25 protein-coding genes and 1 other RNA gene are annotated in these 24,040 nt (G+C 52.2%); 15 read left to right on the top strand and 11 right to left on the bottom strand.

Annotation, left to right across the window (positions count from 1 at the left end; translation table 11 throughout):
• Positions 1–44: 44 nt before the first annotated feature.
• The 4 genes from ndk to DG177_RS00505 form a co-directional block, all read right to left on the bottom strand.
• A complete protein-coding gene (ndk, locus tag DG177_RS00520) occupies positions 45–467 on the bottom strand; it encodes a nucleoside-diphosphate kinase (RefSeq protein ID WP_108809700.1) in 423 nt (140 codons plus the stop codon).
• Positions 468–569: 102 nt separating this feature from the next.
• Entirely contained in the window at positions 570–1,073 is a 504-nt protein-coding gene (locus DG177_RS00515) for a hypothetical protein (RefSeq protein ID WP_108809699.1), read from the bottom strand.
• An 81-nt stretch (positions 1,074–1,154) separates the two neighbouring features.
• Positions 1,155–1,592 (bottom strand): DNA polymerase III subunit chi, encoded by a 438-nt coding sequence (locus DG177_RS00510; RefSeq protein WP_108809698.1) that lies wholly within the window; start codon positions 1,590–1,592, stop codon positions 1,155–1,157.
• Between the two features lie 24 nt (positions 1,593–1,616).
• Complete coding sequence (locus DG177_RS00505) at positions 1,617–3,074, bottom strand: leucyl aminopeptidase (protein WP_108809697.1); 1,458 nt, start codon at positions 3,072–3,074, stop codon at positions 1,617–1,619.
• Between the two features lie 251 nt (positions 3,075–3,325).
• Here DG177_RS00505 and DG177_RS00500 point away from each other — a divergent pair, with 251 nt between their 5' ends.
• From DG177_RS00500 to rsmA, 4 genes are all read left to right on the top strand, one after another.
• Positions 3,326–5,551: an LPS assembly protein LptD gene (locus tag DG177_RS00500; RefSeq protein WP_108812691.1), complete on the top strand. Its 2,226-nt coding sequence runs from the start codon at positions 3,326–3,328 to the stop codon at positions 5,549–5,551.
• 108 nt (positions 5,552–5,659) lie between these two features.
• A complete protein-coding gene (locus DG177_RS00495; RefSeq protein WP_108812690.1) occupies positions 5,660–7,015 on the top strand; it encodes a peptidylprolyl isomerase in 1,356 nt (451 codons plus the stop codon).
• Positions 7,016–7,018: 3 nt separating this feature from the next.
• Positions 7,019–8,038, top strand: coding sequence for a 4-hydroxythreonine-4-phosphate dehydrogenase PdxA (gene pdxA / locus DG177_RS00490; protein WP_108809696.1), 1,020 nt, complete (start codon positions 7,019–7,021; stop codon positions 8,036–8,038).
• Positions 8,039–8,070: 32 nt separating this feature from the next.
• Entirely contained in the window at positions 8,071–8,865 is a 795-nt protein-coding gene (rsmA, locus tag DG177_RS00485) for a 16S rRNA (adenine(1518)-N(6)/adenine(1519)-N(6))-dimethyltransferase RsmA (RefSeq protein WP_337658339.1), read from the top strand.
• On the opposite strand, the gene DG177_RS00480 is transcribed toward rsmA, so the two are convergent.
• Complete coding sequence (locus tag DG177_RS00480) at positions 8,862–10,976, bottom strand: malate synthase G (protein ID WP_108809694.1); 2,115 nt, start codon at positions 10,974–10,976, stop codon at positions 8,862–8,864. The genes rsmA and DG177_RS00480 overlap by 4 nt on opposite strands.
• 156 nt (positions 10,977–11,132) lie before the next feature.
• On the opposite strand from DG177_RS00480, the gene DG177_RS00475 reads away from it, so the two are divergent.
• The 5 genes from DG177_RS00475 to DG177_RS00455 all read left to right on the top strand — a co-directional run bounded on the left by DG177_RS00475 (position 11,133) and on the right by DG177_RS00455 (position 15,461).
• Complete coding sequence (locus DG177_RS00475; protein ID WP_337658337.1) at positions 11,133–11,576, top strand: hypothetical protein; 444 nt, start codon at positions 11,133–11,135, stop codon at positions 11,574–11,576.
• 60 nt (positions 11,577–11,636) lie between these two features.
• Positions 11,637–12,845 (top strand): hydrolase, encoded by a 1,209-nt coding sequence (locus DG177_RS00470; RefSeq protein ID WP_108812689.1) that lies wholly within the window; start codon positions 11,637–11,639, stop codon positions 12,843–12,845.
• Entirely contained in the window at positions 12,842–13,858 is a 1,017-nt protein-coding gene (locus DG177_RS00465; RefSeq protein WP_108809692.1) for an arginine N-succinyltransferase, read from the top strand. Before DG177_RS00470 ends, DG177_RS00465 begins: the two co-directional genes overlap by 4 nt.
• Positions 13,859–13,866: 8 nt before the next feature.
• A complete protein-coding gene (locus tag DG177_RS00460) occupies positions 13,867–15,129 on the top strand; it encodes an N-succinylarginine dihydrolase (protein ID WP_108809691.1) in 1,263 nt (420 codons plus the stop codon).
• A 101-nt stretch (positions 15,130–15,230) separates the two neighbouring features.
• Entirely contained in the window at positions 15,231–15,461 is a 231-nt protein-coding gene (locus DG177_RS00455) for a hypothetical protein (RefSeq protein WP_108809690.1), read from the top strand.
• A gap of 91 nt (positions 15,462–15,552) precedes the next feature.
• Here the strand turns inward: DG177_RS00455 and ssrA are convergent.
• Together ssrA and mscL are read right to left on the bottom strand one after the other, a co-directional pair.
• Positions 15,553–15,896: a transfer-messenger RNA gene (gene ssrA / locus DG177_RS00450) on the bottom strand.
• 74 nt (positions 15,897–15,970) lie between these two features.
• Positions 15,971–16,390 (bottom strand): large conductance mechanosensitive channel protein MscL, encoded by a 420-nt coding sequence (gene mscL / locus DG177_RS00445; RefSeq protein WP_108809689.1) that lies wholly within the window; start codon positions 16,388–16,390, stop codon positions 15,971–15,973.
• A 142-nt stretch (positions 16,391–16,532) separates the two neighbouring features.
• Between mscL and DG177_RS00440 the strand changes: the two genes are divergently transcribed.
• From DG177_RS00440 to DG177_RS00420, 5 genes are read left to right on the top strand one after another with little or no spacing between them, the layout of a single operon-like run.
• Positions 16,533–17,123 (top strand): LemA family protein, encoded by a 591-nt coding sequence (locus DG177_RS00440; protein WP_108809688.1) that lies wholly within the window; start codon positions 16,533–16,535, stop codon positions 17,121–17,123.
• Between the two features lie 3 nt (positions 17,124–17,126).
• On the top strand, positions 17,127–17,714 hold the full coding sequence (locus DG177_RS00435) for a TPM domain-containing protein (RefSeq protein ID WP_108809687.1): 588 nt from the start codon (positions 17,127–17,129) through the stop codon (positions 17,712–17,714).
• Positions 17,711–18,514, top strand: a complete 804-nt coding sequence (locus DG177_RS00430) for a TPM domain-containing protein (RefSeq protein WP_108809686.1) — start codon at positions 17,711–17,713, stop codon at positions 18,512–18,514. Before DG177_RS00435 ends, DG177_RS00430 begins: the two co-directional genes overlap by 4 nt.
• Entirely contained in the window at positions 18,514–19,200 is a 687-nt protein-coding gene (locus DG177_RS00425; RefSeq protein WP_108809685.1) for a hypothetical protein, read from the top strand. The genes DG177_RS00430 and DG177_RS00425 overlap by 1 nt, the downstream gene beginning before the upstream one ends.
• A complete protein-coding gene (locus DG177_RS00420; protein ID WP_443216403.1) occupies positions 19,197–19,724 on the top strand; it encodes an NUDIX hydrolase in 528 nt (175 codons plus the stop codon). The genes DG177_RS00425 and DG177_RS00420 overlap by 4 nt, the downstream gene beginning before the upstream one ends.
• 9 nt (positions 19,725–19,733) lie before the next feature.
• Here the strand turns inward: DG177_RS00420 and DG177_RS00415 are convergent, their stop codons facing one another.
• Together DG177_RS00415 and DG177_RS00410 are read right to left on the bottom strand one after the other, a co-directional pair.
• On the bottom strand, positions 19,734–20,012 hold the full coding sequence (locus DG177_RS00415) for an NADH dehydrogenase ubiquinone Fe-S protein 4 (RefSeq protein ID WP_108809684.1): 279 nt from the start codon (positions 20,010–20,012) through the stop codon (positions 19,734–19,736).
• A gap of 26 nt (positions 20,013–20,038) precedes the next feature.
• A complete protein-coding gene (locus tag DG177_RS00410) occupies positions 20,039–21,052 on the bottom strand; it encodes a polyprenyl synthetase family protein (RefSeq protein ID WP_108809683.1) in 1,014 nt (337 codons plus the stop codon).
• A 142-nt stretch (positions 21,053–21,194) separates the two neighbouring features.
• On the opposite strand from DG177_RS00410, the gene DG177_RS00405 reads away from it, so the two are divergent.
• On the top strand, positions 21,195–21,479 hold the full coding sequence (locus tag DG177_RS00405) for a chorismate mutase (RefSeq protein ID WP_108809682.1): 285 nt from the start codon (positions 21,195–21,197) through the stop codon (positions 21,477–21,479).
• Here the strand turns inward: DG177_RS00405 and DG177_RS00400 are convergent.
• Complete coding sequence (locus DG177_RS00400) at positions 21,476–22,678, bottom strand: FAD-dependent monooxygenase (protein WP_108809681.1); 1,203 nt, start codon at positions 22,676–22,678, stop codon at positions 21,476–21,478. The two genes, DG177_RS00405 and DG177_RS00400, sit on opposite strands and share 4 nt — an antisense overlap.
• A gap of 34 nt (positions 22,679–22,712) precedes the next feature.
• The gene (locus DG177_RS00395; RefSeq protein WP_108812687.1) at positions 22,713–24,029 is read right to left on the bottom strand and encodes an ATP-binding protein; all 1,317 of its coding nucleotides are present in this window, start codon (positions 24,027–24,029) and stop codon (positions 22,713–22,715) included.
• Positions 24,030–24,040: the final 11 nt, after the last annotated feature.

The following is a 24,040-nucleotide window of genomic DNA, read 5'->3' as shown; positions in this document are numbered from 1 at the left end:
GAAAAGGGAGAAGGCCAGCAAAAGCCGGCCTTCCGGTTTTAGGATTACCCTACAATTTCGTCTTCGTTGAAGAAGTAAGCAATTTCGATTGCTGCATTTTCATCGCTGTCAGAACCGTGAACGGTGTTAGCTTCAATGCTTTCGGCCAACTCCTTGCGAATGGTGCCGGGAACAGCATCTGCAGGATTGGTTGCCCCCATGATGTCGCGGTTACGCTGCATGGCATTTTCGCCTTCCAGCACCTGTACAACAACCGGACCGCTGATCATGAAATCTACCAGTTCGCCAAAGAAAGGCCGTTCTTTATGAACCGCGTAAAAGCCCTCAGCCTGATCGCGAGTCATGTGGATGCGCTTTGAAGCGACAACCCGCAGGCCAGCTTCTTCCAGCATTTTGGTGACCGCACCGGTCAAATTGCGCTTGGTAGCGTCTGGTTTGATGATCGAAAATGTCCGTGTACCGGCCATGATTTTGCTCCGTAATAGGGGTATGAAATAAGTTTGCGCCGCCCCTAGCCGGACTTTTACAGCATAGCAAGTTTTGTCAGACTCACCGACCGATTTAACTGTCTAGCGATTGCCTCCGGCAAGCAAAGTCGTGGTTACGCCGCCTTCGTCATCCTTAATAACAGAGATATTGAGCCCCTCGCCATCGGCGCTCTCTCCCCCTATCATCTGCATGTCACCTGCTTTGACCTCAGTCTGGACTTCAATACCCTTATCTTTCATCTGATCCTTGTAAAAAGCGATCACATCGTCCTGGTCGTCAGAGCTTTTGAACACAATCATGGCACCAGATTTGCCGTCGCCCATGCCGGTCATGCTGCTTTGAATATCTGCGCCAGGGTATAATTCTATGCCCATGGGCAGTTCGGAAACCGCTTTCGACCCGGTTGCGATCCGCACTTCTCCATCGCCCGATTTGATCACCGTTTCGCTATCATCGCCATCACCGCTGATTGAATAACTGCCTTCGCCACCCTCTCCATCATCAAACGTGCCGGATGCGACCTCATCATTGCTACCGCAGGACATGGCCGCCAACATAATGGGAAGGATAAGAAATTTGTTCATGAATAAGCCTCCATCAAAATATGGCGCGACCCGGCTCAGGATTTTAAGAGCAACAGTGAAAAAGCGCAAACGGGAATTGTGTCAGGGCCCTTCAACCCAACGACCGCCATCTTGTTTCCAATATCGCGGTGTTACATCATCCCTTGCCGAAAGCGCGCGCCAGGCGGACCGAGCATTGTCAATTTGTTCCGCAGTGAAGAGATAGAATGCACGATCAAAACCAAGCGCTTCGTCACGCCATTCACCGTCCGTCAGCGCGACATATTGCGCGCCATTTGCCGCGATACATTCACCTGAAATCAGGATCGGCTGCGCATCATCTCGCTCGCTTCCGGCCAGACCATGGGCCAGAAAACTGGCCGGCCCGGCCTGCCATAATGCTTTACTGAGCTTCTCCAACTGTCCGACAAAACTCGAAACCAGCAGCATTTTTTGCCCGCCATCCAGAGTTTTCTGAGCCAGCACGGTTACCAGCTTTTCTGCCGGATCGCGGGTCAAATGATAGAAATCGACCTGCACCGGTCACATGCCCTTCAGCTTAGCCTATTTTTCAAAGTTATCGGCGACATATTGGTCAAGCAAGCGCACGCCAAAGCCTGTTGCACCTTTGTCCCAAACCGGCCCTGGCTTGTCAGCCCAGACCATGCCCGCAATATCAAGGTGAGCCCATTTGACGCCGTCTTTGATAAAGCGTTTGAGAAATTGTGCAGCCGTAATCGATCCCGCACCCTTGCCACCGACATTTTTCATATCCGCAATTGGCGAGTTGATCTGCTTGTCATAAGCTGCGGTTAGCGGGAAGCGCCACAATGGGTCACCCGCTGTCTTGCCGGCGGCCAGAAGCTTGTCCGACAAGCCGTCATCATTGCTGAAACAGCCAGCATGTTCATTACCAAGAGACACAATGATTGCACCAGTAAGTGTCGCCAGATTGACAACAACTTCGGGCTCAAATGTCTCCTGCGCCCAATGGAGGGCGTCGCACAAGACCAAGCGTCCTTCCGCATCCGTATTGATCACTTCAATTGTCTGGCCACTCATGCTGGTGACGACATCTCCGGGACGTTGCGCATTGCCATCCGGCATATTCTCGACCAGGCCGCATATCCCGACGACATGGGCTTTGGCCTTACGGCCCGCCAACGCCTTCATGGTTCCTGCGACCGCACCGGCACCGCCCATGTCCCATTTCATGTCTTCCATACCGCCAGGTGGCTTCAACGATATACCGCCCGTGTCAAAGGTCACACCTTTACCGACAAGAGCGAGCGGCCTTTTTTGTGCGCCATCGGTGCCATCCCAACGCATCGCCAACATGCGAGGCGGCCGAACCGAGCCTTGGGACACGCCCAACAGCGCGCCCATGCCGAGCTTCTCCATTTCTTCCTGACCCAATATGGTGAACTCTACCCCCATGCTTTGCAGCTCTTCACAGCGTGCCACAAAGCTTTCCGGGTAGATCACATTGGCTGGCTCCGACACCAGCTCACGGGTTAAGGATACGCCATCGGCCACGGCCGATAGTTCCTGCCAAACCGGTGCGGATTCCATATCGGTATCGAGCACGGTGATTGCTTCCAGCGTCGGTTTGGCATTTTCCGGCATTGTCGTGCGGTATTTATCGATTCTCCAGCTGCGCAGCTTTGCGCCGAATAACAGGCGCGCCAATTGATCTTGGGCGAGACCGTCACCACTAATCGCAAGATGTTTCACACCTGATGTCATCAGTTTGGCAATAATAGCACCGCCAGCCGTCTCGCAATCACTGCGCTCCCCTTTGCCAACCCCGGTGAGAATGACTTGGATCACGGCATCGCCTTCGGCGACAAATGTCTGGAAAGTCTGACCAGTTTTACCCTTGAATCGAGCCGCTTTGGCGGCAGTGCGCACCATATCTGCTTGCTCTAGTGCAATCTCTGCATCGCCCAGCCCGTCTTTACCTATGGCAAAGGCCATCGCATCTGGTGTGGAAGAAGGGCTAACTGCAAATGTGAATTTCATGGGTTGGACGTCCTTATTAAACGATCAATCACGCTGTTGCGGCTGATATTTTATCTTCTGTTCAGCATGGATCAATGAAAGATTGGCTCTGTATTTGCAATCATCATTTCATTCCATTTATGGGATTGTGAAAATTCTGACACGGAAAATTTGCAGCAAACGCAATCTGATGCAATAGGGCGATGGTTGAGTTGGCGGCACAAATAAAAGCGCCGATATTTCATGGGGCCAAAGGTAGGTTAATCTCGTCAATGAAATCGTCTATCGCATTGATTGCTCTGGCTATTCCTTTGGCAAACCCGCAAGGCGCAATGGCCCAATCCGATCTGGATGAACCTGCGCCAATTGCTGAAAAGGCAACAGCGCCATCCGACGACATAGAATTCAGCGCCGATACTATCGACTATGATTTTGAGAATGACATCGTCACGGCAAAAGGCGACGTATTGCTTAACCGCGACGGATATAAACTCCGCTCTGATACAGTAACTTGGAACCGTAAAACCGGTGTCGTTGAGGCACAAGGCAACATTCGGTCAACAAGCCCTGACGGCGACACCGCTTATGGCGACAGCATAATACTCACCGACAGCTTGCGTGATGGTATTGTCGATAACCTACTGCTTGTGCTGGAAGACGGCAGCCGTTTGGCCGCTCGAAAGGGAGAGCGCTTCGCCGACGGTTCGCTGGCACTGGACAATGCCGCCTATACGGCTTGCGCGGTGACAACCGACGACGGTTGTCCCAAAAACCCAAGCTGGGAGATCAAAGCCGTAAAAGTGCGCTATGATCCGATTAAAAAACGTGTCAGCTACGATGGGGCAAGGATTGAGATATTTGGGCTGCCCGTCATTCCATTACCTGGCCTTTCTCATCCGATCAGCAATGAAAACCGTAGCGGTATTCTGGTCCCTAACCTGAGGTTCGATTCGACGAACGGAGTGGCGGTTTCCGTACCTTATTACTTCAATATTGCCCCCAATCAGGATGCAACCGTGACGGCTCAGGTGTTTACTGAAGTTGCACCACTGATCAGTGGAACGTTCCGCAGTCTGGATGACAAGGGTGCATTCCAAATGACCGGCTATGCCACCTACGGCTCACGGATTCCGACTGGCGCCTCTGGACCATTGCCCGATTCAGAAAGGGATTTCAGAGGCTATTTTGCAACCAGTGGCCGGTTCATTCTCGACGAGAACTGGACGATTTCACAGTCTGCCCGAATTGCATCAGACCGCACTTTTCTGCGCCGCTATGACATAAGTGACGATGATAGCTTGCGTTCAACGATTAATGTCGAACGGATTGACGACAGCAGTTATTTCTCACTCGCCGGTTGGGCATTTCAAACACTGCGAGCAGGCGACCCGCAGAACCAGGTTCCGGTAGCCCTTCCTGTGGTTGATTATCGCAAGCGCTTCGCACAGCCGATCCTCGGTGGAACGACACAGATTCAGCTAAACAGCCTAGCCATTGGCCGATCCGAAGGACAAGATACGCAGCGCGCTTTTGCGTCTGCTCGCTGGGAATTACGCAGGCTGACGACTTTGGGTCAGGAAATCACACTTACCGGCTTTGCCCGCGGGGATGTTTATAACAGCGAAGACAATGCCCTCAACGAAACAGTGATTTATCGAGGGGATTCAGGGTGGCAAACCCGCGGTATCGTGACCGCTGCAGTTGATGTTAAATGGCCTTTTGTTGGTCGGGCCTTTGGCGGCACTCAGACCTTAACCCCACGCTTTCAGGTCGTTGCAACACCCGCCATCTCGAACCTAGATGTCCCGAATGAGGATTCACGCTCGGTCGATCTGGAAGACACAAATCTTTTCGCGCTGAACCGCTTTCCTGGATATGATCGCTATGAAGACAACGTCCGTGCCACCTATGGCGTGGAATGGAATCTGAGTCGCCCTAGCCTGTCTATCAATGCGATAGTTGGTCAAAGCTATCGACTGGCCAACAAAAGCAATATTGTTCCTGACGGGACCGGCTTGTCGGAGCGCTTTTCTGATATAGTAGGGCGCACGGAGGTGCGTTTCAAAGATATCGTCAAGTTCACCCACAGATATCGGCTGGACAAAGATAGCGTAGCGGTGAGACGCAACGAAATTGATGCAACCGTCGGTTCAAAAAACACCTATGCACAAATTGGTTATTTACGGCTCAACCGAGATATTGGAGCCGGACTGGAAGACCTCAGCGACCGCGAGGAAGTTCGGATTGGCGGGCGCTATCAGATCGATCAATATTGGTCCGTTTTTGGGTCCGCGATCATCGATCTTACCGATGCTCGCGAAGATCCTCTTTCATCGGCTGATGGTTTCGAGCCGGTTCGGCACCGGATCGGAGTCGCCTATGATGATGGCTGTCTATCTCTCGGTGTGACCTGGCGCTATGATTATGATGACACCGGAGATGACCAACGCGGTAGCACTTTTCTCTTCCGACTGGCCTTACGCAATTTGGGTGTGTAAAGGGTTTATTCATCATGCAGGAGCGCTCATATTAGGTTCAGCCCAAATATGATAAAAGCAGCGTTCAAAATGTTCTTAGAGTTTGAAAAGAAACGAAAAATGAATTTTATGCGTACCATAATATCTAGCAAAAAAGCGAAAATCGCCTTTGCTGCTGCCGCTGCGGTTTTGGCCGCAACTCCATCGACCAGTCAGACAGTTTCGGACAATAGCGTTCCACAGGCCGGTCTTGATATTCCTGAGCAGTTGACCATTTTTGGAGAAAATGATCCAAATGTCCGTCGGGCAACCGCTTTGGTCAATGGTGATATTATTACCGGTACCGATGTCGGGCATCGTCTTGCTTTGATCGTTGCAGCCAATGGCGGCACGGTATCTCCGGAAGAAAAAAAACGTCTGCGCCTGCAGGTGCTTCGCAACTTGATCGATGAAACCCTCCAGATTCAGGAAGCAGAAGCCAATGAAATTGTCATTTCTCCTGCCGAGATTGATCAGACATTCAATCAGGTGGCTCAACAAAACTTCAAGCAGGACATACAAGCATTTGATAGTTTTTTGCGGACCAAGGGTTCCTCCACCGACACGTTGAAACGACAGATAAAAGGCGAATTGGCTTGGAGCCGACTGCTGCGCCGGAACATTCAACCTTTCATCAATGTCGGTGACGAGGAAGTAAACTCCATCATCGAACGCCTCAACGCATCGAAGGGCACCACGGAATACCGCATTGGCGAGATTTATATGTCAGCTGCACCAGATGCAGTGGAACAGGTTGCGGCAAACATGCGCAATATACTGGATCAGATTCGCCAAGGTGGCTCTTTTGTTGCTTACGCGCGACAATTCTCAGAAGCCTCAACAGCAGCCACCGGCGGTGACCTTGGCTGGGTTCGACCAGCGCAATTGCCGCGATCGCTTGCCGAAGCTGCCGTTCAGATGCAGGTTGGACAGGTTGTTGGCCCGGTCGAAGTCCCGGGTGGATTTTCTATCCTTTATCTTATCGACGAGCGTCAGATTTTAACGGCTGACCCAAGAAACGCCATTTTAAGCCTCAAGCAACTTGCTATCAGCTTTCCGGAAGGCACGACGGAAGCACAAGCAACAGCTCGTGCGGCACAGTTTGCAACGGCAACGCAGAACATCAAAGGCTGCGGTGCCGCTAATGAAGTAGCAAACAACATCGGCGCTACGATCGTTGACAATGATCAGGTTCGGTTGAAAGATCTTCCAGGACCACTGCAGAATACAATTGCCAATCTGAATATTGGGCAGGCCAGTCAGCCCTTTGGTTCTGTAGTCGACGGTGTCCGGGTCCTGATCCTGTGTGGTCGTGATGATCCGCAAACGGCTGCAGCACCGTCCTTCGACCAGATCATGTCTCAGTTGGAAAATGAGCGCGTCAACAAACGTGCCCAAATCTATTTGCGCGATTTGCGACGTGACGCCATTATCGAATATAATTGATCGATGCCCGGGGCTTTAAGACCCTTCGCCGTCTCTTGCGGTGATCCTGCTGGAATTGGGCCCGAAATAATCTGCAAGAGCTGGCAAGAGAGAAGAAGCCATGGCTTAAAGCCCTTTTTTGTTGCCGGTAATTATGATGATTTCGTCACCCCTGATGGCGATGGTCTTGGCGGCATTCCTGTGGTCAAGATATCGGAACCGGCAGAAGCCGACAGCCTGTTTGATACAGCGTTACCGGTGTTTCATATCCACAATGGCGAACAGACGGTGCCTGGAGAACCCAGTCTCGACGGCGCCCAATGTGCTCTTCATGCATTGGAGATCACCTGCGGTCTGGCCCGATCAGGTGATGCCGGTGCAGTCATTACAGCGCCAGTGTCAAAATCGCAGCTGTACAAGGTTGGATTCCGCTATCCCGGACAGACAGAGTTTGTTTCCGAACGGTGCGGAATCGCGAGAGAAAATGCCGTTATGATGTTGGCGGGCCCGTCTCTACGCGTCATACCGATGACCACCCATATTGCTTTGTCCAAGGTACCGGAACTACTCTCGCAAAAACTGATAATTGCACGTGCACAAGCTGCGCAGAAGGCGATGATCCGCAATTTTGGAGTAGAGAAACCTCGGATAGCCATTGCCGGACTCAATCCGCATGCGGGGGAGAATGGCAATCTCGGCGACGAAGAAAATCTGGTTATGCGTCCCGCCATCGATGCCCTTTTGGCGTTGGGTCTTGATGTAACTGGCCCCCTGCCCGCAGACACAATGTTCCATGAAGAGGCGCGATCACAATATGACGTAGCCTTGTGTCCCTATCATGATCAAGCATTGATACCCCTGAAAACCTTACATTTTTTCGATGGGGTAAACATGACTCTAGGCCTTCCTATTGTTCGCACCTCTCCGGATCATGGCACTGCGTTCGGGATTGCTGGAAAAGGCATTGCTGACCCAAGGTCAATGATTGCAGCAATCCAGATGGCGGCCACCGCCGTATCCAATCGCGAAAAATACGACCTTTGAACAAGACTCCATCCCTGCCCCCGCTGCGGGAGGTGATCAAAAAACATGGTCTGACCGCAAATAAAGCGCTTGGGCAGAATTTCTTGCTCGATACCCAGCTACTATCGCGCATCGCTTCAGTTCCTGGTGATCTGCAGGACAGCCTGGTATTTGAAGTCGGCCCCGGGCCTGGTGGGTTAACACAGGCACTATTGCAAGCCGGCGCCAAGGTTAAGGCAGTCGAACGGGATGAGCGGTGCCTGCCTGCGCTGCAAGAGCTATCAAACCATTTTCCTGACCAACTGAATGTCATCAACGAAGATGCCCTGAAAATCGACCTGTCTCAGTTGTTCGACACGCCATTTCATATTGTCTCTAACCTACCTTATAATGTCGGATCGGCTCTGTTGATCAAGTGGCTGTCGAGTGCAGATTGGCCTCCGGCATGGCAATCCTTGACGCTAATGTTCCAGCGAGAAGTCGCAGACCGAATTGTCGCCAAGGAAGGCTCCAGTGCCTATGGGCGGCTTTCGATTTTGGCGCAGTGGCGCTGTGATGCCAAACTCGCCATGTCCGTACATCGGTCAGCCTTTACACCACCGCCAAAGGTCATGTCCGCCATTGTGCATCTCACACCGAAAGAACAGCCCGAGAGCGTGAGCCCGGAGATGCTGGCGAAACTGACCCAGACCGCCTTCAGCCAACGCCGCAAAATGCTTAGGCAGAGCCTAAAAAGCCTGCCGGGCGGATTGGATGCTCTGAAAACCGTCGGCATCGACGGCGCCCGTCGCCCCGAAACCGTTAGCGTGGACGAATTTGTTACGCTCGCACGTTGTTTGTCTGCCTAGCTTCCGGCTTTCAATTTCAGGCGATAAGCGTGCAAAAGTGGTTCTGTGTATCCACTTGGCTGCTCGACGCCCTTAAACACCAAGTCCCGCGCAGCCTGGAATGCCAGACTGCCAGCCGGATCACTCGCCATTGGCTGATATAAGGGATCACCAGCATTTTGGCCGTCAACCTTCGCCGCCATACGCAGCAGAGCTGCATCGACTTGCTCCGCCGAGCAGACACCATGCAGCATCCAGTTGGCCATGTGTTGGGATGAAATTCTGAGGGTCGCACGGTCTTCCATCAGGCCGACATCATGAATGTCCGGAACCTTGGAACAGCCAATGCCCTGATCGACCCAACGCACCACATAACCCAATATGCCTTGCGCATTATTGTCTAACTCACGCTCAATCTCTTCGTCCGACCAGTTATGGCCTTGCGCCAGCGGAACTGTGAGCAGTCTATCCAGCGAAGGTATTCCGTCACCCGCCACATCTTTCTGCCGCGCAAACACATCGAGCCTATGATAGTGGATGGCGTGCAAGGTTGCTGCGGTTGGGCTGGGCACCCATGCGGTATTTGCACCGGTCATCGGATGGCCAATTTTCTGCTCCATCATATCGGCCATCATATCGGGCGCTGCCCACATGCCTTTTCCGATCTGAGCCTTGCCCGACATGCCGCATGCCAAACCAATAGCGACGTTGCGTGCTTCATAGGATTGAATCCAGTCGCTGGATTTCATGTCCGCCTTGGCGACCATTGCGCCGCCTTGCATGCTGGTATGAATTTCATCACCCGTGCGGTCGAGGAAACCAGTGTTGATGAATACGATTCGGTCTTTGACCGCATGAATACAGGCCGCAAGGTTCGCAGAAGTCCGGCGCTCCTCGTCCATTACGCCAACCTTGATTGTGTTGCGGTCCAATCCCAACAAGTCCTCGACTGCATCGAACAGATCATTGGTGAAGGCACATTCCTCGGGGCCATGCATTTTTGGCTTTACGATATAGATGGATCCGGCGTTGCTATTGCCCAGGTCTCCCAAGCCTCTTAAGTCATGCATTGCAATCAGGCTGGTAAACACGCCATCGAGTAGGCCCTCGGGCGCTTCAGATCCGTCGTTCAGCAAAACCGCAGGATTGGTCATCAGATGTCCGACATTGCGAACAAACATGAGGCTCCGGCCTGGCAGTGTGAAGGCATTGCCATCCTGATCAACATACTCGCGGTCCGGATTGGCACGACGCTCTGCCTCGTTGCCACCTTTCATAAATTTGGCGGCCAAATCCCCCCGCATCAAACCAAGCCAATTGGTATAGGCCAGCACCTTGTCTTCTGCGTCAACGGCTGCGACAGAATCTTCCATATCGATGATCGTCGTAAGCGCCGCTTCCAGATAGACGTCCGCAATGTTCGCCGGATCATCCTTGCCGATCGGATGATCTGCATCAAAAATAACATCAATATGCAGACCGTTATGCTTGAACAGACATCCGTTGTCATTCCATCCAGCGCATTGCGAAGGATCTTTTAGCGGGATGCCGTTTTCTTTGACATCAGTCAGGTCGGCCCAGCTGCCGTTCGACAGCGGCAATGTCTCATCCAGAAACGCCTTAGCCGCCTTGATCACTGCGGCTCCTCGCACCGGATCATAGCCACCTGCTTCGGCCGGAGCCGCATCCAGTGCATCCGTTCCGTAAAAGGCATCATAGAGACTGCCCCAACGTGCATTGGCGGCATTGAGTACGAAACGGTCGTTCAATGAAGGTACTACCAGTTGCGGCCCCGCCATTGTCGCTATTTCCGGATCGACATTTTCCGTCGTGATGGCGAATGGTGCCGGCTCTTCCACCAGATATCCAATTTCCTTCAGAAATGCTTGATAGGCCACCTGATCAATGGGCTTGCCCTTGTTGGCGATGTGCCAGTCATCAATCTGTGATTGCAGTTTTTCCCGCTTGGCGAGCAGCTCGGCATTGCGTGGCGCAAAGCGGGCCAGAAGATCTGCAAAACCGGACCAGAACCGCTCTTGGTCCACACCCGTGCCAACGAGCGCGCGTTCGTTGATAAAATCAAACAATAAAGATGAAATCTCGACACCGTTTTGACGGACATATTCGGACATGAAGGGTTCCTCTTGTTCACAAAAAGCATAGCACGCCCCCGACATCATTGCCTGAGCGCAAAAGCAGATAATCCGGGGAGGAATCGGTCGCATCCTATGGCGTGTGACTCGGTTTTTGTAAATGCTGGAAATCAAATCCTTGCCGACGGAATAAAGATGGTCCAAAAATCGTCATTGATGATCCTGGATGAAAAAATAACGTTGCTGGAAACAAGTCTCGAACGGACAGCTGAAAAGCTGGGTGATATCACGGCTCCGGTCATGAAGCGTTATTATGAGATACATCCCGGTGCGCGTGCTTCTTTCCGTGAACATGGCCTCGGGAACACGGTCAAACTCGAAGCCGAAATGGTGGAAAGTGTCGTCTACTGCTTGATGAACTGGCTCGAGCGACCGCAGGAAATCCGCATCATGTTTGGCAGCACCGTTCCGCATCATGAGGAAACGCTGCATGTGAATACTGATTGGTTCAACGGGCTGGTCGATGCGGCCGTGCATGTCATTGCCGAAACCATCCCGATTACGCAGCAGGACGAGCACAACCTGTTAGAGGAAATTCATCAGGGCATTAACAACCTGATCGCAGATGCTCGCTTTTAAGCCTGCAGTCGCTGCTGGAAACAGGTGACAGAGATTGATTACAAATGCTATCAGTTTCAAATGAAAGCAAATCCTCTTCCCGAAAGCGCTATTTTAGAAATTGCGGAAACCCTGCCCCTGCTGGACCGCACGGAAACTTGGTCCAGAGTCAATAGCGGCACCACCAATCTGGACGGCCTGAAGACCGTAGCCGGGCAATTGGCAGACGCCTTTTCGGTATTGCCTGGTGATATCGCATTGGTTGAGCCAGATCCTGTCGAAGCGGTGCGTCCTGACGGTTCCGTTGACAAGGTCCAGCGCGGTCAGCATCTCAGTGGTTCCATCCGTCCGGATGCGTCTGTACGGATATTGCTCACCGGCCATATGGATACTGTTTTCGCTGCCGATCATCCTTTCCAGAATCTCGAATGGATCGAAGATGGCGTGCTCAACGGTCCAGGAGTCGCCGACATGAAGGGCGGTTTATCAGTCATGCTCGGTGCGCTGCAATTGCTCGAGCAAAGCGAACAAGCCAGTCGCATCGGCTATGACATCATGATCAACAGTGATGAAGAAGTGGGTTCTGCTTCTTCTGCGGCGCTCATCGAACGTTGCGCCAAAGGCAAAGTGGCTGCCCTCACCTACGAGCCCGCCCTGCCTGATGGTACTCTGGCGGGCGAACGCGGTGGCAGTGGTAATTTTTCCATCATCTTCACCGGGAAAAGCGCTCATGCTGGCCGTAATCCGGACGAAGGCCGCAATGCGTTGGTCGCTGCGGCCGATATGGCTCTTCAACTCAAGGCACTACACCGTGAAGGTCTGAGCGTTAATCCAGCCAAGATTGAAGGCGGTGGTCCGAACAATGCAGTGCCGGATCATGCAATCCTACGGGTCAATTTCCGCCCCAAATCGCTGGAAGATCAGCAAGAGGCGCAAAATACTCTCGACAGTCTTGTCGGCATCATCGCGCGCGGGCATGATCTCGATGTCCATTGTCATGGTGGCTTTGGTCGCCCGCCTAAGCCGATTGATGGCCAAGCGGAAAAATTGTTCCAGCTGGTCAAAAGCTGCGGCTCCGATCTTGGGCTTGAAATAAACTGGCGCGGAACTGGCGGTGTTTGTGACGGCAATAATATCGCTGCTTGCGGTGTCCCGGTTGTTGACACAATGGGGGTCCGCGGCGGTGCCATTCACAGCGCGGACGAATTTCTGATCAGCGAAAGCCTCGTCGAACGCACGCAGTTATCCGCACTCACCATTATGCGGATCGCCGAAAAGGGGGGATTATGAGTTTTAAGATACGGGCCGCGCGGATTGATGACCTGCAGCATCTTTACGAGATGGCCAAGCTGACCGGCGGCGGCTTTACCAATCTACCTGCCGACAAGGATAGCTTAACCGCCAAGCTTGGGCGTTCCACACGGGCTTTCGACCGGACCACAGACGAACATGGAAACGACCTGTTCGTCATGGTACTTGAAAACGTAGAAACCGGAGCGGTACGCGGGACGTCGCAACTCTTCACCATGGTCGGGCAGAGCTGGCCCTTCTATTCCTATCGCCTCAGCACATTGTCACAGACGAGCAAGGAACTCGACCGGACGTTCAGTGCCCAAATGTTGACGTTGGTCACTGATCTGGAAGGCGCAAGCGAAGTTGGCGGCCTATTTCTGCACCCCGGAGAACGGGCGGGCGGACTAGGCATGTTGCTCGCACGCAGCCGCTATTTGTTCATCAAGGAACATCGATCTCGTTTTGGCGATCGCCTGTTTGCGGAATTGCGCGGCGTGATTGATGAAGCCGGTGGCTCGCCGTTCTGGGATGGCCTGGCTGGCCGCTTTTTCGGGATGGGTTTTCAGGAAGCCGACTATTTCAATGCCATTCACGGCAACCAGTTCATCGCCGATCTAATGCCCAAACATCCCATATATACTGCGATGCTGAGTGAAACCGCTCGTGCCGCCATCGGGATTCCTCATCCCAATGGGCGCGCCGCGATGCGAATGCTGGAGAACGAGAATTTCTCCTATGATGGATATGTCGATATTTTTGACGGCGGCCCAACCATGATTGCCAAAACCGACAATGTTACCAGCGTTAAAAACACAAAATCAGATAAAATCATAGGTATCACCGCATCAGGAGCCGGCCTGAAATCGATCATTTCGCACGGTCGCTTGCACGATTTTCAAGCGACTTACGCGTTTATCGGAGAAGTTGAAGGGGGCGTGACAATTGATGAGGATGCAGCCGCCAATCTCGGCCTCTCGGCAGGCGATACGATCTGGCATATTCCAAGGTAAAGAACAGCATGACCAAGCTTCGGGAAATTAATTTTGACGGGATTATTGGTCCCAGTCACAACTATGCCGGCCTCAGCCTCGGCAATCTCGCCTCGTCAACCAACGCGGGTGAAAGCTCTCATCCGCGCGAGGCAGCGTTGCAAGGCATTGCCAAGATGCGTCACAATATTGATTTGGGGTTGGCACAGGGATTTTTCATGCCTCTCGATCGACCGAATATCGGTTGGCTCAAAGCACTGGGAACCACACTCGCCAGCGCAGAACCGCATATCCGCGCTGCCGCTTATTCAGCATCGTCGATGTGGGCAGCTAATGCTGCAACCGTCTCTCCTGCCCCCGACAGCGAAGATGGCAAATGTCATTTAACCGCCGCTAACCTGCAAACCATGCCACATCGCAGTCATGAATGGCGGGGAATCTTTGCACAGCTGAAACTGGCCTTTGCTGATCAGCAGAATTTTACCGTTCATAACCCTGTACCCCCTCCTTTCGGCGACGAGGGTGCAGCCAACCATATGCGGTTGTGCGCAAGTCACGGTGAGACCGGGATCGAAATATTTGTTTATGGCAAAAGCGGTGGCCCCTTCCCTGCCCGCCAACATCAAGAAGCCAGTAAGGCCGTCGCCAGAAAACACGCGTTATCTGATGATCGCATCATATTTGCGGAGCAGTCTGAAAAGGCCATTGCCGCTGGTGCGTTTCACAATGATGTCGTGGCAGTCGCTAACGAGCGCGTTTTATTTGCGCATGAAGATGCCTTTGCCCATCGCGAAGAACTATATGCAGAGATACAGTACAAATTTCCCGAAGTGGAGATCATCACGGTTCCAACGGACAAAGTAAGCCTCGAGGATGCGATCAAATCCTATTTGTTCAATGCGCAGCTCGTCACACTACCAAAGGACGGCGGCATGGCTCTGATCCTGCCGACCGAGGCAGAAGCGACACCGTCTGTCTGGAGCTATCTTCAGGATTTGATTGCCGGAAATTGCGCAATCCAGACCCTATGCCCGGTTGATGTCCGCCAGTCGATGGCCAACGGTGGTGGTCCGGCATGCCTGCGCTTGCGAATTGTGGCTGATCCAGATGTTATTGATCCACGTTTCCTGGCGACACCTGAAAAACTTGATGCAATCTCTGCGGTTGTCGAAAATTACTGGCCGGAAACCATTACTCCCGATCAGTTACTGGATACCAGTTTGCAAGACACCGTGAAAAATGCGCGCAAGGCGCTGCTGCAGGCCTGTGCACTGACAGAGCTAGAAAGCTAATACCTTTCCGCAGTGTCGAATTAACTTACAGTTAACCATGTTGCATATGAAGAAACTCCCACTTTTCTGGGCTTGGCACAGGCCTTGCTACCTATTTTTACATGTGGAAAAAATTCAAACGCTTGTTCATCATCAAGACGAAATTTGAAGCGTTTCTGATTACTTATGCGCTGGCAACAGGCGCAATTGCACGGGGTGAGGACTATCTTGTTCAATATCCTGGCTTTGGCGGCATCCTGCTTTTTCTCGCCTGTACAGGGTCCGTATTCATGGCTGGTGCCAAAATGCTCGAAGCCATCGAATATCACAAAAACTTCGGTGAGGATTACTAACCCACGCCGACGCATGTCGAAACTTCTGTTGCTCGGTGCTCAGCGTTTTTTGAAGGTTGGGGGTTTCTGTTGCTCGGCACCCCCAGGCCGCCGGTATCCCTTCTGTTGCCCGGTGGGTCCAACCGCGCTTTAACTTCTTAAGTTACAACCGTGAGGTCGTTGGCTTAAGCCGCTACTGCGAGTGCTTCGTTATCGTTTGCACTTATAGTTTTTGAGCAATCACGGCATACTCAGGCCGGGTAAAAATAATGCTTTTCAACACACGTCGATCCTGGTTCGGCCCCATCAACCAAGATGTCTGAAAACATCTCAAATGGTGGAGCCGCCGGGTACTGCCCCCGGGTCCGTTGTGCCTATTGCACATCACAATTTATCACCATAGTCCGCCGAAGCAGACAGGCCCTATATAAGCGCTTAATCCTGAATGAAAAGAGAATGCCGCAAAAATATGGGCGCGGATATTGCTATCCACGCCCACAAATATCGCTTCTAAGCGACTGAATTAGTGACTATTTTTTCAGATTATCGCGAATTTCAGTCAATAGATCAATTTCGCTTGGACCGGAAGGAGCTTCTTCTTCAGCCTTTTTCACGACCTTGTTAGCGTAGCGCACTATCATGAAGATAATGAATGCCAGGATCACAAAGTTGATCACAACAGTCAGGAATTGCCCCCAACCCAACATAGGAACACCTGCTTCTTTCAGCGCAGCATAGTCGGTTGATCCCGCCAATTCCGCTGGTGGTGTGGCGAGCAAAATGAACATTTTGGAGAAATCTGGTGTACCGAAAATCGCGCTTACAATCGGCATGATCACGTCTTCAGTCAATGATGTTGTAATAGTGGCAAATGCCGCACCGATGATGACCGCAACTGCCAAATCCAGCACATTGCCTTTCAGGATAAACTCTTTAAATTCTGCAAACATAGCAATACTCCTCTTCCCCGTAAGAAGATGGTTAAATGCCTGAAAAGCTCCGAATTGTCGAGGGAAGTCATTGCAATTCCCTGTTTTCGTACCTATTTTTACATTTGATGAGGCGATCAACTGAACGTGGGAGAGAATCAACATGCGTGGCAAGATAACTAAATTTTTGATGGTACCGGTTTTGGCTCTAGCGCTCAGTGCCTGCGGCATTAACAGCGTCCCAACGGCGGAAGAGCAGGCCAAGGCAAAATGGGCCGATGTTGAAAGCACTTATCAACGCCGCGCTGATCTGATCGAAAATCTTGTCAACACAGTTAAGGGAGCGGCTGCTAGCGAACAGGAAATTCTTACTGGCGTAGTCGAAGCGCGCGCGAAGGCGACTTCCATTCAGGTTAATGCTGACGATCTTGGTGATGCATCAAAAATTCAGGAATATGCTGCAGCTCAAGGTGCTCTAACCCAGAATCTTGGCCGCCTTCTTGCGACCGTTGAGGCTTATCCAAACATACAGTCCAACCAAAATTTCCTTGCTCTACAAAGCCAGATTGAAGGCACAGAGAACCGCATCAATGTGGCGCGCCGCGACTATAACGAGGCGGTCCGACAGTATAATACAACCATCCGGACCTTCCCCGATATTATCGGCGCAAAAATCATACATGGTGCAGAGCCGATGGAACCATTTGCCGCTACCTCTGAAGGCGCAGATGAAGCCCCAACGGTCGCCTTTTAAACGGTGATCGAAAACGGTTTAGCACGGTTTTCTGCAATCACGCTAAGCGCATTTGTCATGAGCGGGTGTAGTCCGACATCCGTATCACCGGATGAAAGCGAGAAGGATGATACAGAACCGTCTTTGCAACTGACCGGTAGAGTGGTTGACCAAGCCGGGCTGCTTGATGAGGAGGCAGAAAAGCTGTTGGCCACGAGGCTTGCTCAGCTTGAAAGGGAGACGGGGCCACAATTTGTTGTTGCGACAACAGATAGCCTCGATGGAATGTCGATTGCGGACTATTCTTTGCGCTTGGGCAGAGGTTGGCGTTTAGGCCATTCGAAGCGTGATGACGGGGTTATCCTGTTAGTGGCTCCGAATGAAAGAAAGGTAAGAATTGAGGTCGGCTATGGGCTGGAGGGATCACTAAACGATCCTTTTTGTGCCAAAGTGATCAGAGACAATATACTACCTGAATTCCGCGATGGTAAGTTCCAAGAGGGCATAATGGCAGGAGCAAACAACTTGATTGCCAAAATGCAGATGAGTCCCACCATCGAACTGAATGATAACGAGCCATCAACGGCTTCCGAGGAGAAACTGGCTTCATGAAACTGATACGCTCTATGTTCATTTTAGTATTATGTGCGCTTTCGGTGCCTGCCACGGCGCAAAGCTTCCCTGAGCTGACCGGCCGTGTAGTCGATCAGGCCAATCTGCTTGATCCTGCACAGGAGGCTGCAATAGCCGCCAAGCTGGAAGCTCTGGAAGTCAATTCAAACCGGCAGATGGTGGTTGCTACCACGCCCGATCTCCAAGGCTATGACATTGCCGACTATGGCTACCAACTTGGCCGAACTTGGGGCATCGGACAAGATGGCGATGGTGAAGCGGAAAAAGATAATGGCATCATATTGCTGGTTGCTCCGAATGAGCGGAAAGTCCGGATAGAGGTCGGCTATGGCCTGGAAGGGGTTATGACCGATGCCCTATCCGGGATTATTATTCAGAACGAAATCCTCCCGCGCTTTCGCGATGGAAACATGGCAGGAGGGATCGAAGCCGGCGTCGACAGGATTGTCACGCACCTCGCTCTGCCGGAGGAAGAGGCACGCGCTATTGCCTCCCAAGCGTTCGTCCAACAGCGTGAGCGGGCCAATGACGGAGAAGGCGGACTTATACTATTCTGGATCATCGTCGGGATCGTAATTATCGTTATGTCCATCTCCAGCTCTCGCGGCGGGAGACGATATCGCGGTGGCGCAGGTCCGGTCGTGATCTGGGGCGGCGGCAGCGGTTCCAGTGGATGGGGAAGTTCCGGCGGAGGATTTAGTAGCGGCGGCTTCGGCGGCGGCGGATTTAGTGGCGGCGGAGGCAGCTTCGGCGGCGGTGGCGCATCGGGAGGATGGTAATGAAAAAAGTAAATCAGCTTTCCGAGGCGGACCACAAGCTAGTCACCGAAGCCGTCGGCGAGGCCGAGAAATCTACTGATGGAGAAATTGTCACAATCGTAACCGATCTTTCGGACAAATATCACGACGCGGGATTGCATTGGGCAATTGGAATGACATTTTTGTTTCTGTCAACACTGGCCATTTTTCCAGCCTTTTATCAGTCGATCATCACTGGTCTGTTTGGTGGATGGGAACAGGATTTCACGACGGCTGGCGAGATGATGGCGATACTCTTTATTGCCAGCGTTACTTTGTTTCTGATCATGCGCTATCTGTTTGCATGGATGCCATTGCGCCTTCTGGTAACGCCAAAAGCAACCAAGCAGCGACGCGTGCGCAGGCGCGCAATTGATTTTTTCAAGGTGGGTGCCGAACGCCGGACTATCGGTCTGACAGGGATTTTGATTTACGTTTCGTTGAAAGAGCATCGCGCTGAAATAGTAGCAGATGCGGCGATTGCCGAGAAGGTTTCGCCAGAAGTTTGGGGCGACGCTATGGTTGCGCTGATCGATGAAATTCGCGCCGGTCAGCCCGGCAAAGGAATGGCCGCCGCTGTCCAGCATGTCGGTGTTGTTCTTCACGAACATTTCCCCAAAACCGACCACAACCCCAATGAACTACCGGATCGGTTGATCGAGCTTTGAGCAATATTGATGCTGACGCACCCATCGAGACAATGTGGGAAGGCCGTTTCATCACGGCCAAACGGCAAGGCCGCTGGGAATATGTATCCCGCAGCCGAGGGATACGCGCCGCAGTTATTCTTGCAATAGAAAACGATCATGTTCTCTTGGTAGAGCAATATCGGGTGCCACTTGGCAAAAACTGCATTGAGCTACCAGCTGGCCTCGTCGGGGATGGAGATGACAATAGCGATGAAGATGCCTCGATCGCTGCGATCCGGGAACTGGAAGAGGAAACCGGATATCGCGCAGAAACAATGGAAGATTGTGGGGAGTTTTATTCCTCTCCGGGCATGGTGTCAGAGAGCTTCTCTCTGTTCAAAGCTAGCGACCTGATCAAAACTGGCGATGGTGGCGGTGTTGAAGGTGAGAATATCACAGTGCATCGCATTGCACTGCCGGACTTGGGAAGCTTTATCGAGCGCAAGCGTATCGAAGGTGCTGCAATCGACGTTAGACTATTGTTGCTTCTCCAGCCTCGTTAGACGGTAAATCTATCGAAAATTATCCGCATACGCTTGTAATTTTAGAGTTTTGTGAGGCGTTGGCACGACGGTATAGCTGATACCATATTTGTCAGCATAAGCTTTTGCCGCATCTACGGTGGGAAATTTCATAGTGACCTGCCGCTGCGTATCGCCAGACCCGGCCCAACCGGTCAGCGCATCAGCTTTGCGGGCTTCCGACGGTTCAAATTCCAGTACCCATTTATCGGTCAGGGCTCTGCCTGACTGCATAGCGTTCATGGGTATTTGATAAATCCGTGCGGCCATCACATTTTCCTTAGTTGATGATCGCCTCAATAAGCGCGTGATATCGCAAATTCAACTGCTTCAGTCATCGCCGCCTTCGCTTTACCGGAAGGGAAAGCGCCCAAGGCATCTATCGCCCGTTGCCCATAATGGCGGGCGCGGGAGATCGTGTCATCAATCGCACCAGTTTTCTTGAGCAATTCCGTTGCAAAATTGAGATCATCATCAGATGTTCTGTGTCCGATAATCGCGTCTTTCCAGAATTTGCGATCCGCGTCATCGCCGCGCGCATAAGCCAATATAACCGGCAATGTGACTTTTCCTTCACGGAAATCATCGCCCGCATCTTTACCCATGGTTTTGCTGTCCGATGAATAGTCGATGGCATCATCAACCAGCTGAAAAGCAACACCGAGATTACGGCCATAGCTGTCCAGCGCCAATTCAGTTTCTTCATCTCGTTCCGCAACAACGGCTGAAATGCGACTTGCCGCTGCGAAAAGCGCCGCAGTTTTCGAACCGATGATGTCGAGATAACGATCTTCGCTGGTGTCAATCTTGCGTTGGGCGGTCAGCTGGTTGACCTCACCTTCCGCAATAATCGCAGATGCGCTGGAGAGGATTTTCAGAACCTTGAGCGATCCATCTTCCACCATCAATTCAAATGAACGACTGAACAAAAAGTCACCCACCAACACCGTGGCCGGGTTTCCGAAAACCAGATTGGCAGTGGTCTTGCCGCGTCTAAGGTCGGAACCGTCGACGACATCATCGTGCAACAACGTCGCCGTATGGATAAACTCAACCGCAGCCGCTAGTTTGAAATGCCGATCCCCTTCATAGCCGATCAACTTGGCAGCAGCCAAGGTCAACATCGGCCGCATCCGTTTCCCTCCGCCAGCGATCAGATGACCAGCCAACTCGGGGATCAATGGGATTTCCGATTGCATCCGATCGAGAATCACGCTGTTCACCTGATTCATATCACTGGCGACAAGCGCCATTAGCGGTTCTAGCGACGGGGTAGATTCACGACCCAAATGGTGGACTGTTGCAGACATGTTAGAGGCGATGTGGCAAGGGAACTGTCAGAAGGCAAGTGAAATCAAAGCAATACCAGTTCAGTTTTTTGAGTTACCTTTGCAAATCTTGTTGGCACGTCTATCAGACGGTTAAACATTCAGAGAAATCAGGCAGCGCTTCATGGACGAAAAGCTTCAGCAATACCGCCAAAGCATCAACAACATAGACGCCGCTTTGGTGTTTATGCTGGCGGAACGGTTCAAGGTAACTCAGGCTGTTGGCGAGTATAAGGCCGAAAATAGTCTTCCTCCCGCTGACCCCGGCAGAGAACAAGAACAGATTGCACGGTTGCGACAGCTCGCCAGCGATGCCAATCTCGATCCTGAATTTTCAGAAAAATTCCTGCGCTTCATCATCGATGAAGTCATTCGTCATCACGAACAGATCCGTGACGAAGCTGGCTAATTTCTCCTTTGGCCGAATAATTTCAACCCCAATACGCCCGATACAGTATATGTTATCAGGCTGCGCACCAAGGGCAGTCGAGCAAAATTGTGGATCGCAACGTCGCGGATAAACGGTAAAAATCGGCCATTTGACTGGTAGAGCGGAGTGAATATAACGCTTAGCAATTGGTAGAGATTGATGTGGAATGACCGCGACCGACGATAGCTTCTGGAGATATCCTTGGTGGTCTCTGCCCTTTCGATCGCCTTGGCCAAAACTTTGGCATCCAGAAGCGCCATGTTCGCCCCCTGCCCTAATTGCGGACTTGTACAATGCCAGCTGTCACCAACGCTATACAAACGAGTTGATGTATCAGGGCGACCCGTACGATGCTCGTAGACAGCCATAGTCAGTTCATCCATGGAACCAATCTGCGCAACAAATGGCTCTGCCTCGGGCCACAGGCTAACAAATTCCGACCTGAAACGCTCGATACCCGCATTTATCACCTGATCCGTATTCTCCGGTTTCTCTGACCAGAATATTGCCGCTCCCGGATTACCAGTTGCCGGATTAATCCCGACCGGCATGATACCGGCCATTTTACTGGCATGCCAGTAACGCTGGTCAAGTGCATTCGGAGCTATCTGATGCTTTGCAGGCATGTCTACGGTGGCCCAAAAAGCGCCGTAGCTCAGCTTTCTGATACGTCCAGTTGCAAGCGGAGTACGTGCACCACTCGCATCAATCAGCAAGTCAAAGGTCCCATCGTGACCGCCGGTTGAGAATAGTGGCTTAATGTCTGAACCACTTTCGTTCACACCAATGAACTCGTTGTTGACCTCTATCGGAATTTTCATCAGCCGCACGGCTTCGATCAGAACATCAAAAAGGCTGGCGCGATGAATACCGAGCGCAGAGACCGGTGCTTTTGCATGCTTGTATTGCATATCGAGGGCACGGCGACCCTTGTGCGTAGAAATCCCGTGCAACTGATGCACCGGGCTCGCCAACCGCTTGATCTCTGGTAGCAAACCCAGTGATTCCAGCACATCCTGCCCGGACGGTTGAATGAGCAAACCTGATCCCAGCGGTTTGGGTTCAGAAAAGCGCTCAAATAATGTTACTTGGTGGCCCTGCCTTGCCAGAAACATCGCTGAAGCCAGCCCACCTGGACCGCATCCGACGATAGCAATATTTTGAAAAGCCAGCCCCACAGCGCGAATACCCGTTAAGTCTTACAAAAATGGCTCAGGAGGTCACTGCGGACCTGGGCAAGCACAGCCGAACCATCAGGCCTCCCAAATCCTCGCTTTCTTCCAACGATACCGTGCCGTGATAAATTTCGGCGACATCCCGGACGATCGCAAGCCCCAGACCAGTACCTGGCTTCCCAGTATCCAGGCGAGCGCCGCGATCAAATATCCGCTGGCGCTCTTCGGCCGGAATTCCCATACCGTCATCCTCAATCAACAGTTCGACAAATTCATCGCCCGGTTCGACCGTTACAAACACACTTCCGCCGCCATATTTCGCAGCATTTTCAACCAAGTTGCCGATCATTTCATCGAGATCCTGGCGCTCTACCGACACGGCTGCGTCTTTGTCTCCATCAATGTCGATTCGAACGTGTTTGTATAATCGTCCGACTGCGCGCTCGACCGCTTGCAGGCTTGGCCACACACGGGATCGGCTATGCGCATGACCACGCCTGCCAACCGCTCGTGCGCGAGCGAGATGATGGTCCACCTGACGACGCATCACACCAGATTCCCTGATCACCGTGTCGGCAAGATCATCCGCTTTCGCGGTTGCACTATTCATGATCACGGTCAGCGGCGTCTTGAGAGCATGGGCAAGATTACCTGCGTGCCGGCGCGCTTCTTCTGCCTGCTTCTCATTATGGTCGAGCAACTCGTTTAGTTCATCAACCATGGGGGTCACCTCATTGGGCATGGGTTCACTGACCCGTTTTTGCTGACCGGTCCGCATCTCACCAATGGCCTTGCGGATTTTGCGCAGCGGCCAAAGACCATATAATGTTTGAAGAGCAGCCATGCCAATCAGACCGAGGGCCAACAGCAGAAAGCTGTTGATCAGTATTGATCGGATCTCGCTGACTTGCGCATCCAGCCCCTCACGGCTCTGTCCGACCTGGAAAGTCCATCTCACTTCAGAGTCCGGCAGAGTTACGCTGCGCTCGACCATCCGTAGCGGTTCGTCAGCAAACTGGTTGCTATCATAAAGGTGGGTTTCCAAATCGTCGTGCGGTTCACTTTGCTCCAAGGCCCGGTCCCATAAGGAACGAGAGGTAAAATCCTCATGACCTACACCGCTAATCTGCCAATAAAGACCGCTATTCGGCTCAAGAAAACGCTGGTCACCCAATGGTCTATTGAAGAAGACTTCACCAGTCGGGTCGATCTCCGCTGATGCAATCATTGCCGTCAGTGTATATTCCAGCTGATTGTCAAAATTTCGAGTGACCGCATTAACGAGTACCCGATCCAGAGCCACCCCACCGCCCAGCAAAAGGACGATGATCCAGGCTGCGGCAATGCCGATCATCCGGCGGCTCA

The sequence above is a fragment of the Sphingorhabdus sp. Alg231-15 genome (assembly GCF_900149705.1).
Taxonomy (GTDB): domain Bacteria; phylum Pseudomonadota; class Alphaproteobacteria; order Sphingomonadales; family Sphingomonadaceae; genus Parasphingorhabdus.
This window is presented reverse-complemented; position numbering and strand designations above follow the sequence as displayed.

What these genes read in the sequence shown, in the direction of transcription:
- ndk (WP_108809700.1), bottom strand. Translation starts at nt 467, where the DNA reads ATGGCCGGTACACGGACATTTTCGATCATCAAACCAGACGCTACCAAG.
- DG177_RS00515 (WP_108809699.1), bottom strand. Translation starts at nt 1,073, where the DNA reads ATGAACAAATTTCTTATCCTTCCCATTATGTTGGCGGCCATGTCCTGC.
- DG177_RS00505 (WP_108809697.1), bottom strand. Translation starts at nt 3,074, where the DNA reads ATGAAATTCACATTTGCAGTTAGCCCTTCTTCCACACCAGATGCGATG.
- DG177_RS00500 (WP_108812691.1), top strand. Translation starts at nt 3,326, where the DNA reads ATGAAATCGTCTATCGCATTGATTGCTCTGGCTATTCCTTTGGCAAAC.
- DG177_RS00495 (WP_108812690.1), top strand. Translation starts at nt 5,660, where the DNA reads ATGCGTACCATAATATCTAGCAAAAAAGCGAAAATCGCCTTTGCTGCT.
- pdxA (WP_108809696.1), top strand. Translation starts at nt 7,019, where the DNA reads ATGCCCGGGGCTTTAAGACCCTTCGCCGTCTCTTGCGGTGATCCTGCT.
- DG177_RS00480 (WP_108809694.1), bottom strand. Translation starts at nt 10,976, where the DNA reads ATGTCCGAATATGTCCGTCAAAACGGTGTCGAGATTTCATCTTTATTG.
- DG177_RS00475 (WP_337658337.1), top strand. Translation starts at nt 11,133, where the DNA reads ATGGTCCAAAAATCGTCATTGATGATCCTGGATGAAAAAATAACGTTG.
- DG177_RS00470 (WP_108812689.1), top strand. Translation starts at nt 11,637, where the DNA reads ATGAAAGCAAATCCTCTTCCCGAAAGCGCTATTTTAGAAATTGCGGAA.
- DG177_RS00465 (WP_108809692.1), top strand. Translation starts at nt 12,842, where the DNA reads ATGAGTTTTAAGATACGGGCCGCGCGGATTGATGACCTGCAGCATCTT.
- DG177_RS00460 (WP_108809691.1), top strand. Translation starts at nt 13,867, where the DNA reads ATGACCAAGCTTCGGGAAATTAATTTTGACGGGATTATTGGTCCCAGT.
- DG177_RS00455 (WP_108809690.1), top strand. Translation starts at nt 15,231, where the DNA reads ATGTGGAAAAAATTCAAACGCTTGTTCATCATCAAGACGAAATTTGAA.
- mscL (WP_108809689.1), bottom strand. Translation starts at nt 16,390, where the DNA reads ATGTTTGCAGAATTTAAAGAGTTTATCCTGAAAGGCAATGTGCTGGAT.
- DG177_RS00440 (WP_108809688.1), top strand. Translation starts at nt 16,533, where the DNA reads ATGCGTGGCAAGATAACTAAATTTTTGATGGTACCGGTTTTGGCTCTA.
- DG177_RS00430 (WP_108809686.1), top strand. Translation starts at nt 17,711, where the DNA reads ATGAAACTGATACGCTCTATGTTCATTTTAGTATTATGTGCGCTTTCG.
- DG177_RS00425 (WP_108809685.1), top strand. Translation starts at nt 18,514, where the DNA reads ATGAAAAAAGTAAATCAGCTTTCCGAGGCGGACCACAAGCTAGTCACC.
- DG177_RS00415 (WP_108809684.1), bottom strand. Translation starts at nt 20,012, where the DNA reads ATGGCCGCACGGATTTATCAAATACCCATGAACGCTATGCAGTCAGGC.
- DG177_RS00410 (WP_108809683.1), bottom strand. Translation starts at nt 21,052, where the DNA reads ATGTCTGCAACAGTCCACCATTTGGGTCGTGAATCTACCCCGTCGCTA.
- DG177_RS00405 (WP_108809682.1), top strand. Translation starts at nt 21,195, where the DNA reads ATGGACGAAAAGCTTCAGCAATACCGCCAAAGCATCAACAACATAGAC.
- DG177_RS00395 (WP_108812687.1), bottom strand. Translation starts at nt 24,029, where the DNA reads ATGATCGGCATTGCCGCAGCCTGGATCATCGTCCTTTTGCTGGGCGGT.